Source organism: Aestuariivivens sediminicola (assembly GCF_022662015.1).
Classification (GTDB): Bacteria; Bacteroidota; Bacteroidia; order Flavobacteriales; family Flavobacteriaceae; genus Aestuariivivens; species Aestuariivivens sediminicola.
On sequence record NZ_JAKMCM010000001.1, the window covers coordinates 1057049 to 1070503 of the forward strand.

At 41.4% G+C, this 13455-nt stretch carries 8 protein-coding genes; all 8 read right to left on the bottom strand.

The features are described from left to right. Nucleotides 1-34: 34 nt before the first annotated feature. Complete coding sequence (locus tag MR041_RS04685; RefSeq protein WP_242092425.1) at nt 35-3793, bottom strand: glycosyl hydrolase; 3759 nt, start codon at nt 3791-3793, stop codon at nt 35-37. 273 nt (nt 3794-4066) lie between these two features. After that, nucleotides 4067-6133: a T9SS type A sorting domain-containing protein gene (locus MR041_RS04690; protein ID WP_242092426.1), complete on the bottom strand. Its 2067-nt coding sequence runs from the start codon at nt 6131-6133 to the stop codon at nt 4067-4069. 294 nt (nt 6134-6427) lie between these two features. Further along, nucleotides 6428-7357, bottom strand: a complete 930-nt coding sequence (locus tag MR041_RS04695) for a glycoside hydrolase family 17 protein (protein ID WP_242092427.1) — start codon at nt 7355-7357, stop codon at nt 6428-6430. 24 nt (nt 7358-7381) lie between these two features. Next, a complete protein-coding gene (locus MR041_RS04700; protein ID WP_242092428.1) occupies nt 7382-8803 on the bottom strand; it encodes an MFS transporter in 1422 nt (473 codons plus the stop codon). Nucleotides 8804-8863: 60 nt separating this feature from the next. Further along, the gene (locus MR041_RS04705) at nt 8864-9778 is read right to left on the bottom strand and encodes a glycoside hydrolase family 17 protein (protein ID WP_242092429.1); all 915 of its coding nucleotides are present in this window, start codon (nt 9776-9778) and stop codon (nt 8864-8866) included. 55 nt (nt 9779-9833) lie between these two features. After that, nucleotides 9834-10463 (bottom strand): hypothetical protein, encoded by a 630-nt coding sequence (locus MR041_RS04710; protein ID WP_242092430.1) that lies wholly within the window; start codon nt 10461-10463, stop codon nt 9834-9836. Nucleotides 10464-10494: 31 nt separating this feature from the next. Next, entirely contained in the window at nt 10495-11925 is a 1431-nt protein-coding gene (locus MR041_RS04715) for an MFS transporter (RefSeq protein ID WP_242092431.1), read from the bottom strand. A gap of 17 nt (nt 11926-11942) precedes the next feature. Continuing rightward, complete coding sequence (locus tag MR041_RS04720; RefSeq protein WP_422613563.1) at nt 11943-13394, bottom strand: glycoside hydrolase family 30 protein; 1452 nt, start codon at nt 13392-13394, stop codon at nt 11943-11945. Between the last annotated feature and the right edge of the window lie 61 nt (nt 13395-13455).

Consider the following 13455-nt stretch of genomic DNA (forward strand, 5'->3'; position numbering starts at 1 on the left):
CACCCCAATCTGGAATAAAAACAAAATTTTATACTTACTGTTTAATTAATTTCAAAGTGATAGATCCCCGTTCTGTGCTTATCTTAGCGAAATACATCCCTGGTTTTAATCCTGCAGCATTAACAGAGGCCTCCTTTCTATTCGGATTAACGGATAGTATGTTCTTACCCAAAATATCAAATACCTGAATCGACCTTATGATGTGGTTTTGAGATTTTATATTCCAGCTGTAACTGGCAGGATTTGGAAACAGTTTGAAAGATTCGGAATCAGGATGGACTGCTGATAAACTTGCCACCTGCTGCACATCGTCAAAATAAAAGGTTGAGGTATTGCTGCCGTCTCCTAAATTTCCAAAATCGAACATAAAGACCAGGCTATCATAATTACTGACCCCAGCGGCTGAAAAATCCCAACTTAGGGTTTCCCATTGGCCCGAAACCGTCGTTGTAGCATCTCTATCCGTAGCATTACCTCGATTCGCCTGTTCTTCAAGCTTTAATTTCACCGTGGTTCCTGCCGGCGCCTCCGTCCATAACCTAAGGGTGATGTATTTCTTGGTGCTGAAGTTTAAGCCTTCATTAAGGTCGATATAGGATCCAGCCCAGACTTTATGAATTTCCGGATTGTCTCCATATCGAATTATTTTGGCTAAATTCGAACTGCTATTCCCGGTACTTTGAGGTCCTGAAACCGCCTCTACGGTACCAACACCACCATTAAAATCGTTAAAATCCACTGTGGTCGGCTCCGTTTCAAAATCAAATGGCAGCCCCGTGTTCTCACCAATTGGTGTACATTCGGAACCATCGAATGCGAATGTCATTCTACCCAGGTTCACCTCACCGGCCATTGCCACCAATCTAAGAACATGTACCCCTGCCGTCAGATCAATATTACTCACTGCTTTAGTGCTCCAATTACCCCAGTCACCGGTATAACTAAATACAATATCCGGGCTGATTTTCACATTATCAATTTCAAAATAGATAGGCCCGCCGCCATTAGTGTTGCCCGAGGCAAAGCGTATATCCAAATTATAGCAACCTGTAGTCTGAACATCAATTGTATATTCCAACCACTCGCCGTCGGCAATCCATCCAACGGTAGCACCTTCTGTAACATCCGATTCGGCATCTACATCTTCAGTAGTTCTGAAATCGCCATTGTTTCCGATTGATGAATCAAAATAGGCTATGTTCTGACCGCTCCCGCCTTCAAAAATATCATAATGCCCTGCCTCAATAGTCCCAGGGATGGCAATCGGCATACCAGAATATGGTACCTGATCTCCAACCTGGATCGTAATTATATTACTTAAAGCAAAACCAGAAGCCGTATGGATCTTAGCATACATATTATAAATCCCCAAGGCCAAATTACCGGTAGTGTATGCATAAGGCGCAGTGGTATCCTCACTGAGCAAGGTGTCTCCATTATAAAATTCTACTTTTGTGATGCCGCTACCTGTTGTGGAAGTGGTTAGGTTGGCTATGCCATTTTCTGTAGTTTGATAGGTGTCCGAAGTTAGTTCCCCGGTAACGTTCACGTCTTTACTGGTAGCCATAGTATTAGCAGGAACATCTAATGTAAAGCCATCCGAGAAGGTAATGGTTATAGGCGCATTTGTATAATTATGGCCGACATAGGTTTTGTCGCCGCCATTATTAAAAACGGCTGCTATAGGATAATCTGCCGTAATGGTTGCGTCCAACTGACCCATGGCATTCATGGCGTGTAGCCAATGATAGGTTTGTGCATCAGAAACTCCAAATTTCAAAACTCTGTCAGGATCTGCATTGTAGAGTGCTATGGCTTCAGCAGGGTCTAAAAAAGACAGGTATTTCCATATCGTGTCGTGCCAAAGATTGGGATTGGTGTCATTGGGGTTTAGTATGCCCGTATTCGCTTTTAATTCATTCCATATGGTTTGCACATAGGTTGTGTTTTGACCGAGATATAAGGACCCTCCATGCATTGGATAGAGTTCTATGCCATACGAGGCCGCGATATCCGATGTCCAAAAGGTTTGATTATCATAGCTATTTCCCCATACTCGAGACACCAAACTATACGGGTGTGAGGGACTAAAATTACGTTCATACATGTCGAACCAATATTCTTCGATCGCGGTTTGTTCGGTGGTGTACAGATAAATGCCGAGATCTCGAATCGCATCATTACCTGTAATCGCACCCCAGTGAATCAATGAGGAATTAAACTGCATGCTCTCAGAGGTGGATTCCTGATCATTCCCCTGCGGGAAGGACGCTGTTCCATTCGCCCAACAATGACCGGCAAATGGGCTAAAATTTCTCAGAAAAGGGAATTGGGTGTCTGCTCTATTCGAAGATGCAGCATCTCGAATCAATACATTGATCATAGCGCCCCAATTATCCGCCCAACCGGGCTCAAACTGTTCCATAAAGGCGGCCGCATGGATAAAATAGCCCCAGTGAAAGTGATGGTCGTTAATATTGGTGTCCTGACCATGGCCGGCGGGATATCCGAGTAGCGCAGACCAATCACTGTTGTAGTAAAACAAAAAGGCCACCTCTCCCGATTCATAGGTCAGCCAATCCTCCAGGCGTTCTTTAATGGTGGCAATCATCTTATCCCGAGCTGTTGTATTGCCCATTTGATCCGCAATGCGTGCCGTCTGAATCAACCGGTTCATCACCTGACCTTCATTATAAGAATCCGTCCAGCTGGCTAAGGCGTCATTTTCAATCTGAGTTATTTTGGAATGCAAGTCCGGTGGGCTAAAACCTGAGCTGTAATTTGCCAAATAGGGTAGGGTAGGGAGAATTCCCTTAAAGGTGTTTTCTGTTGAAAAGGTGTTTCCCTCAAGCATTTTTAATTCGCCGCGAATGGAGCTATACGAATCGCCTCCAGGTGTATCCGATCCGGAAGCCAAATTGTTCCATTGGTGAGGCAGAAGCCCTTGTAATATTTTAGTATTAACGCCTGAGCCATCCTTGACATCCACTGTGGTGTTGAATTGTGTTGTTAAAACAGAGGTGCTTTCATTAAAGTTCCAGGATACTTCCGTGTTGGTAGGGAATACATAGGCGTATTTCTTATAGGCATTGGCAACAGTAGTCACATTTGAGGCCGTTAACGGAATCATCGCCATAGACCAATAATTGTTTCCATTGAGGGTAGAGGTATAGGTGTTGCCATTTTGTACCCATGTGCTTCCAACAGGTCCATATATGGCAAAATCAGCTCCGTTTCGCGCGTCGGTAACAGTAATCATTTCACCTGAAACATTCACCGTTCCCAGGTTTATGGTAATTGACGCCACTTCGGAATTTCCCTTTTCAAAATAAACGAAGGGCATTCCAATGCCGGAGGTTGCATTAAATCGATTCTCCCAATCCATAGTTACCGTCCAATCGGAATAATTTGAAACCGTTGTTTGAGCCGCATTCAACCCCTGAACTCCGACTATTATGGGTTGCTGATCATCAATAACCCCCCAGGGGATGTAGGTTACTACTAAGCCCTGGCTGACCGTTTTCATGGTCATGGGATAATTAAACAAATTATCGGCTGTACCATTTTTCATCAAAGCAGACCACCAATCGTTTGTAGGGACCGGTTTACCAGCAGCCATTCCGGAAAGGTATGGCGTACCCGACGGAAACCCATTTCGTCCTGCGGAATCTGTTCCCGGAAAAGTGGTGGTATAGCTTCCGCTACCTACCGCAACCTGAGAGAAAATACTTATTGAAAAAAAGAGGGCGAAAACCTGAAGGGCTTGTTTTGTATAATTTAAGCTGAATATCATAGTTTATAAATAGTTATGGTTTAGTTGTCATTCAATGATTAAAGTGTCACTTATACCATAACCAGCTGAATAGCTTATAAAATTACATGTCCATGAGTGATTCAGCCAATATTTTACCCATACACAACCTGCACAAATTGATTTTAATCGAACGTTGACACATACATAAACCATACAACTTAAGATTTAAAAAGAATACATCCAATCAAACAAAAAGGCACTTATTTCTAAGTGCCTTTGTTATCGTAAACCTGAACTAAATAGTTCTTATAATTACTGTTTAATAAGTTTTAAACTACTGGTGCCAGCTGCTGTTTCTATTTTAGCAAAATACAAACCTTTTGATAAAGTGCTAGCATCAATTTTAACTTGATCTGAATTAGGTTTTAAAGTCATGACTTGTTTTCCAAGGGTATTAAATAACGCAACAGATTTAATCTCAGCATATTTAGTTTTAATATTCCAAGTATCCTTTGCTGGGTTTGGATAAACTTTAAAAGTCATCTCTTCTAAATCAATAGTACTAAGTGCCGTTGCACTAACCACTACACTTCCTAAACTTCCTTCCTCTGCAGGATTAGCATTTAAACCCTTAATGTAAAAACCATATTGAACGATTAAGCCTGAAGCTAATTCTGCTCCAGTAGCTGATACAGTAAAAGCACCGCTAGCCGGTAAATCAAATGTTTTAGTTCCATTTAAAGCATCTGAATAACCCGCATTAGGATCTAATGCTTTAATAAAGAATTTAGCTTCATAAGGATTCCCAAGAGCATCGTTCCCTAAGGTATAAGAATCAACTTGTCCAGAAAATGTTAAATTATTTCCATTAAATGAGGCCCCAGGTTCTACAAATGTTGTGCATTCTACAATTTTATTTCCAATAGCACCATTTGACCAAAATGGATCTGACGCATTATAGAGAAGAAAATTAGGTTGCAACGTTATATCATCGGCTCCTATTGTCGTTTTAAGTTCAGCAACCGGTTTAGCAAAACCAGTAACATATGCACCTCCATCAGCAGGAGTATTAAAAGCATTTACATATCCAAGCCAAGTAGCATTAACATCAACAGTAACATTATTTCCTGTTGCAGCACCTGTTATTGGTAATTCTACTAAAGCGCCTCCTGATGGTAAGGCTACCCACAATCCAAATGCTGGTCCGTTAGAATTTACAGAAGGATCTAAAAATCCAGACGCTACTACTACTGCAGCGGTATCATCTAAACCTAATGTTGCTAAAGGGGCATCATAACTTTCAACAACTGTCACACCATCAGCAGTAGAAATGTTGATGCTATAATCTGCTGTTGGCAATTCTAAATACCCATTAGCATCAAATTCACCGTAAGAAATATTATCAACTAATACTGAAGGACCACTTACTTCGTTCACATCTACTGTTGGTGCATCTGTTGATCCGTGGTGCACTAATAGATCTGTGTTTCCTGAAGTTGCTGCTGCTTCCTGACCCATTGGGTATACTGCTATATCAAATGGTGTTGCAGGAGTATAACCAGATGGACTTACAATTCCTTCTGCTACTAAAATATAAGTCTCACCATCTGTAAGATTATATGGAAAAGTTGCTATAGCATCTCCTACTGAGGTACTGTTTGATGGTGCAATAGCGACACTAATCGGTGTCTCTGCCGGCACATTTATAAAAGGACTAGCGGTTCTAAAAGCAAAATCATCAAGCGTCAGCACTCCATCCAAATATACGTCAACTACGCTTGCCCCTAAATCCGCTGAATTATGAATAACCTGCACTCTTGCACTTGGTCCTTGATCAGTTAATGTAATTTTAACATTATCATAAAATAAATGAGCGGAAGAAGTTCCAGCACCCCCCGTTGTAGCACTTAATTGTAAAGTCACACCCCCACTGACATCTGATCCTAAAGTAGTTGTAAAGGAGAAATTTTTCCATACATTAGAATCAGGATCTAAGGCTAATGGACCGCCCCCTAAAATTTCAGATTTTGATACACCTCCCCCGTCAATTTCTGAGAACAACTCTGCGAAAGCTACCCCTCCATCAGCTGTAGTACCGCGTGCATCGAAAGTTATTGTAACTTCCTGATCACCTACTGCAGTTCCGATTCCAACATTTGCGTTTTTTATTAAACTAGCAGACGCTGGCACATTGTTATTCAATTCAGCACAATACGTTCCTTCTGAAGGATTAATATCGGTTATACCTTGTGTGCCATTAGTAAATTGTGTCCAACCTGTAAAATCATTTGTTTCAAAACCACCATTAACCGCAATATCGGTTTGTGAATACCCTAAAGATATAGTCAATAAAGTAAATAATAATGTAATTTTCTTCATACTTATAATAGTTTAGATTAATATTAAATTTTAGATTCCTAACAATATACTTTAAAAAAATCAATTTAAGTTGTTATCCACCACAACAAAATACATACAACTTAAAATTAATACTTCTGCTTCCAAAAAACAACTTAAACCCTTTAGAATTAACTAGTCATTCCACCTTTAGAAGCGTATTATGTTTTTCTCCTCTTTTATAAAATATGACCATGTTGTGGTCATGTTGTGGTGCTTATCATTGTCCTAAGCCTAAAATTACAACCATTATTAAGGCAATAAGCTCCAATTAAACTAAAAATAGACCTTGATATCTTTCAGGGACATAGATTTATTGACGTATTTTAACTTTTCATCCATATCCCATAAACCCCAATAGGCACCAACATCACCTTCGGTTCCCACTTTCCAGGATTCATCAAAAGATGAAAAATAGAAGATCTCTATATCTTCTTCTATAGACCACTGTTGCGTATTGATAAAATATTTCGTTGCATTTTCATAGGAGGGTAGTGCCCCGTGTATGCCCTCTCCTTCGCTTGGCCATCCCGTTTCCGTGATGATCACCTTTTTCCCCTGACCTGCACGCTGCGCCTGATGGTACATATCCTTCATATAAATCAAGGCATAATCAATGCTGCAGCCCTCCCAGTAGGGGTAACAATTGGCTAATATAACATCGCAGGCCTCGGTGATTTTTGGTCGATTAACAAACTCATAATAGGCATCCACATAGCCCATAGGCACGTTGTTTGGCAATGCCGCTTTAACCTGCTGCATATATTTTAATAGCTGGTCTTCTGTCAGGTCCTTTCTATACATCACTTCATTTCCAACTGCTGCTATATCAACATAACCTTGATTTGCGAGTCGCAGAAGCCCGGACACCTCCCTTTCGTTGATTTCAGCGTTGTCCCCGAGCCATGCCCCTACCAATGTCTTCATCCCCATCTCCTTGGCTAGTTCAGGAATCAACTCATTCCCATCGGTGCAGGAAAACGATCTAATCCATTTGGTATAGGGCTTGATCACTTCCAAACGTCTCCTTATTTGTTTTTCCGACAATTGATCACCCGGTTCCTGGCCCTCTTCGTAAGGACTAAAGCATATCCCGTGTATGCCGCTTTTCAACACCCTCTTGAACAAATTCTGAAGTCCTTTACCGGTTTTTTCATCCAAATGACCTCCGGACAATGCCCTGATTTTACCTAACCTGTTCGACATAATTCAATATTCTAATTTTAATAATCAATCTTTTCTTCTGGCCGCCAATTGAGCTTTAATTTCATTGGCCCTTTCTTCTGTGACACCGTAATCCCGCATGACAAGCATGGCTATTAAGGTGCCGGCAATTGGCAACCCTGAATAAAATGCCCTTAAACCCGTAATGGCTCCCTCGGGTTGTACCGCAGCGTCCGGATTGAAACCAACCAGGGTCATTATGGCTCCGCTTAATAATCCTGCTATTGCAAAACCGAATTTTACCATCCACCAATAAATAGCACCAAAAATACCCTCTCTGCGTTGACCGGTATTCAGTTCATCTATATCAATAACATCGGCCGTCATAGACATCATCAGGGTAAAGAGGCTCCCAATACCAAAAGAGAAAAACGGTAAGGCCAGTATGAACATATACGGCTTTCCCGGAACAAACAAAAACCATAGGAGGATATACCCAAAAATTGAAATGCCCTGTGCAATCATGAAGGTTTTCTTTTTTCCCAGTTTCTTGGACATTTTCGTAATGATCGGGATGACCAAAAACGTTGTGGCCAAAGCCCCGACACTTCCAAAAAGGGTCGGCCACACCCCGGCATCCCCGGCATCTCCATTGAACAAATGATAGACAATGATAAAAAACGAAAAGGCGGCAATGGTGTTAAACGCATTGAACACCAAAAAAGTAGCTATACATAGCTTTCTGAACGGTTTTGACCCAAAAGCTTCCTTAAAACCATCCAATATACCCCTTAAACTGCCTCCAATATTTTTTACAGTTAAGGGACTGTAATTTTCATTCAGTGTTGATTTACTCTTTAAGAAAATAGCCGGAACCATGGCAAACAGCATGCACACAATACCGACCCATATCGCCAATTCCCTGGTTGCCACATCGGCAGATTCAAACCAGCCCTTATCGTACATCACCACCCAAAACCAGGGCGCGATAACCCATGCCCATTGTCCGATCCACTGCGCTACCGCCATAATATCGGTGCGTTCATGAAAATCATCACTCATCTCGTATCCCATGGCAACATAAGGTACACTGAAAATGGTCAATCCCAGATAAAACACAAAGGACCAGATCAGGAAATAGGTGAAGTTATAGTCGATCCCATTCTCCCTGTACAACTGCCACATGATGACAAAGGACGCGCCCATGATAACGGCCCCAAGAAATACATATTGTCGTCTTCTGCCCCAGCGTGATTTTGTATTGTCCGATATAAAACCCATAATAGGGTCGGTAATGGAATCAAAAATTCTTGGCAGGAAGAACAGAATGCCCCACATCCAGCCCGGAAACCCTAAATCCTGAACCAACACTACCATAAAGATGCCTAATACGGCAGGAAACATCTGGTTGGCCAGCATGCCAATTCCAAAAGCTACTTTTTGCCCGAAGGGTACTTTATGTATTGAGCCTGTATTAATTATCGACATAATTTATTCTAATTAATTTTTAGATTTTAATGGGGACAAATAAAATCCTTACTATTTATATTAAAATTTCAAATTTTCATGTTTATCCCATAATCCCCAATACGCGCCAACATCACCTTCATTTCCAATTTTCCAGGATTCATCGAAGGAAGAAAAATAGAATATTGGGATGTCGTTGGTTTTCGTCCATTGAATGGTATCGATAAAGTATTTCATCGCTGCCTCTCCACTGGCTAAGGCGCCATCGAGTCCACCACCCTGACTGGGCCACCCGGTTTCGGTAATGATAATAGGCTTGCCTTGAGCGGCATCAACAACCGAACCGTACATGGCCTGCATATGGCCTAAGGCATATTCAATAGGGCAACCTTCCCAATAAGGGTATAAATTAGCCAAGACCACGTCCGTACTCTCAACTAATATCGGATACCTTGAAAACTCATAATAAGCGTCAACATAACCAACCGGTATATCCAAACCTTCTAAAGCCTCCTTAACACGATTAATATAACCGATTAACTCATCCAGGGTTAAATCATTTCTGTACAAAACTTCATTACCCACCGCCGCAACATCAACGTTACCGTCTTTTGCCAGGGCAATTAGTCCTTCTATTTCTCTTTCATTTTCGTCTTTATCAGAACCCAACCATGCGCCAACCAAGGTATTAAGGCCATGCTTTTTTGCCACTATGGGTACGTATTCATTACCTTCAATGCATGAAAACGACCGGATGGCACTAACATAGGGTTTAAGTATGTTAATGCGCTGTTCAACCTGTTCCATGCTTATGTCATCCCCGGGCGACTGTCCGTCCCGGTACATACTGAAACAAATACCATGAAAACCCTCTTGAATGGTTTTACGCCATAGGGCCTTTAATTCTTCTAAGGTGTAATCTGAAAGGTTTAGACCTTTTGTAGCCACCTGACTATATCCTTTAGGTTTGTAATATGAACTTTCTCTGTACGACATCTTATTTTTGTTTTACTGATTCTACTTTATTCTAACGACTCTTAAAATTGACAGGTTAAAAAACTCCTCTGCAATTCTTTCTTGTATAAACTTTTATTCTATCTACCTCTGTGGCGCCCGAAGGAATTTCCTCAAGCATTAATCCGGGGTAATCCTCTTTTTCCTTCCACGCTTCGATGGTTTTACTAAAAAACATCGAACTTGTGGAATCTGCTTCATAAACAATTAAATCGTAGGCTTCTCCTAAATCTCCGCCAAACCGGGTCACCACCTGCCATTCCCCATCTCTTTTATAAGACGTATTCGTGTGATCTGATTGGGGATAGTACAGATCGTCGGTTGGACGGATTAAAACCCAAATGTCATTTTCATTGGCCTCAGGATAGACCCCCATGGTTAGTATTCTGCAATCCACAGAATCTTTATCAATTGGTGAAATGACCTGCGTGTTACGCACGGGGCCTTCAATTTTCAGCTTGTTGCCAATCGACACTTGTTCGGCCTGACGGTTGTAATTCACCAGATCGGAGGAATAACTGGCGTAAATCAAAATTAAAACACCTATGATACCGGAAGGTATTCCTAATTTGGCACTAATGATTCTTGCGCCAGAACTTGTTTTTATACCACTGAGGATTGCAATTACTATGAGTACAAATCCTATAATAATTAGTTTTGTTGCCATATTGTTATTGTTTTTTATATGTACCGTTCCATTACAATACGCCTCTTCTTGCTTCCAATTGGGCCTTAATTTCTTTGGCTCTCTCTTCCGACAAACTGTACTTCCACATCACCCAAATAGCCAAAGCTGCAGTAACGACCGGAATAATGATGTCCGCTACTCTCAGTTTTGTCAGTGTCTCAACAGTCTGCGTAGCGGCATTACCGTCAAATCCAATCAACTTTAACACCAGACCTCCTAAGACGAGTGCCAAACCTTGGCCAAGTTTTACAACCCACCAGTACAATGCTCCAAAGGTTCCTTCCTTCCTCGGCATGCCGTTTCGAAGTTCATCTAAATCGCAGACATCTGCAGTCATACTCATCATCAGTGTAAATAAACTTCCCAATCCAAAAGACATCAAAGGAATTGGGATGAAAGACAGCCAGACATTATCAGGGGTAAATGCCCACCATTTCAGTGCGTAACCCACAATGGATATTGCTGTAGAGATAATGAAGGCATTCTTCTTTCCCCATTTGTTAGACATCGCTGATACTATAGGAATTACCAGAAATGCAGAAACCAAAGCCCCAATAGAGCTAAACCAAGCGGGCCATGTTGATGTCGCTTCATAGCTCCCATTGAAAATGTAAAATACAAAAATGAAAAAACTGAAGGACGCTACAATCTGGTATCCGTTGAACACCAGAAAGGTGGCCCCGCAAAGTTTCATAAAAGGCCTGTTTTTAGCAGCCTGTCCAATACTGGTAAACAAGTCTTTTAGGTTAGTAAATATACTCTTCAGGCTTAAATGTTTTCTATTTTCCATATTGGCGGAATCCATTCCACGGCAAAATATGGCCGGTAATAATCCTAGGAGTAAACACGCGGCTCCAACGTAAACGGCCATTGTCCTGACCCCTTCTGCCTGGTTGCCAAAGATATCAGGATCGGCAATAATGACCCAAAACCATGGAACGATGACCCAGGCAATTAAGCCTACCGTTTGTGAAAAAGCCATGAGTCGTGTTCGCTCGTTGTAGTCGGTTGTCATTTCATAGCCCAGTCCAACCAAAGGGGTGGCGAACATGGTGTTCCCGATAAGAAATACCATGGACATGATCAGAAAGTACCAAAAATTATATTCTGAAGAATTGTTCTCATCGAGTTGCCAAAGCAAGACAAAGGTAATGGCGCTTAGAATGCCGCCAATCAAAATATAAGGTCGTCTTCTACCCCATTTGGAACTGGTATTGTCTGAAATAAATCCCATAATGGGGTCGGTAATCGCATCAAAAAAACGAGGCAACCCTCCTAATAATCCAGCCAAAAAGGGATCCATCCCAAAAGCTGTGAGTAAGAAGAACATGAAGAAACCCAAGGCTCCGGGATATAGGTTCAAAACCAAATGTCCGGCTCCAAATGCAGCCTTCTGCCCTAATGGAACTCTGTCTTTTGCATCTGTTATAAATTTTGACATACCTTTTGTTTTATACGTTAGTTTGATTCATTCATTATAACAATAGATTGAAGGGCCTTAGCGTCTATAGAAAAGCTCGCGGTCCTTCCATTAAGATTCAAACGGATGGATTTTGGGGTGTCAAATTCATTAAAAATGATTACAACCATACTTTGATCCGGGTTCCGGGCAGCCGTGACCATGAGGTTTTCATCTGTATTTTCAACACCAATGATGGTCGCTCCGGGCCTAATGAATTTGCTGAAATGGGCCATGGTGTAGTACAAGGGGGTGAAATATACCTCATCGCGATCCGGATCGACAATAACAGGGGCCACACACCAATTTTTAAACCAATTTGGGCCGCCTTGCCTGTCTAAAACCATATTCCAATCAACCCATCCATCAACCCAATTGTTAAGACATCCAATAATATCACGGGCGTAACGATTAACGGGCGCATATTTAGGGTGTAAATACTTGTCTTTTTCAGGAGCCCAATCCCAGCCCCAGTCCGTTGCTTCTTTTCTCCAGTACCAGGCATCATCCTTCCACACTGGTATTTCAGCATCAACACAACCTTCAGTTTCTATAAGCAATTTCTCAGGCGCTTTATTGTGTGCATATTGAAGTTCTTTCGGAAAAATTTCATATGTGCTTTCATACCAATGAATGGCCGTGCCGTCAAAATATTTCGAGGAGGCTTCATCCCTGAACATTTCGTCTACCCATTCCTTTAAACCTGCTCGATTTTGATCATATCCCAAAATAATCTTATCGCCATAGCCATCGGCTTCCAATCTGGGTCCCAAATGAAATTGCACAAAATCTGTCATTTCTTTAGGTGTAAAATGCATACTTTCCCAATTGTTGCCATTACCATGGGGTTCGTTTTCAACTGTAAATCCCCAAATATCGATGCCTTCCGCTTTATAAGCCTCTAAATATTTTGAAAAAAACAAGGCCCAGGTGTCATAATATTTAGGCAGTAATTTGCCCCCAACCCAGCTATTATTATCTTTCATCCAGGGCGCTGCTGTCCAGGGAGAGGCGAAAATCTTAAACCCATCTTCCGATACCACCATGGCGTCCCTGATCATTGGAATAAGATCCTCCTTATCCTCCGCAATGGAAAAGTGCTCTAAATCAACATCATCAGCTACAGGTGTGTATGAATAATTAGACAAGGAGAAATCACAAGAATTCATATGGGTCCTGGTGAGTGAATAATTGGCCCCATCCCTTGAGAAATAGGCCTCAAGTATGGTGTCTCTGTTTTCTTTGCTCAGTTGATTTAACAAATAGGCCGACGATTCTGTAAAGGCACCTCCAAAACCGGTAATGACTTGAAACTTCTGCTCAGGCAGTACCGTCAGGTGTGCAACACTATCAAGGCTTTCAAAGGTTGCAATTTTAGTTAACTTGTTTCCTTTCGCTGAAGTTTCAAATACATCTATTTCAAGCATATTTTCTGTATTACAACTTGCCATAATGAATGTTGATATGAATAAAATTATATTTTGAAGGGATGCTTTCATTTAATTTTCTATT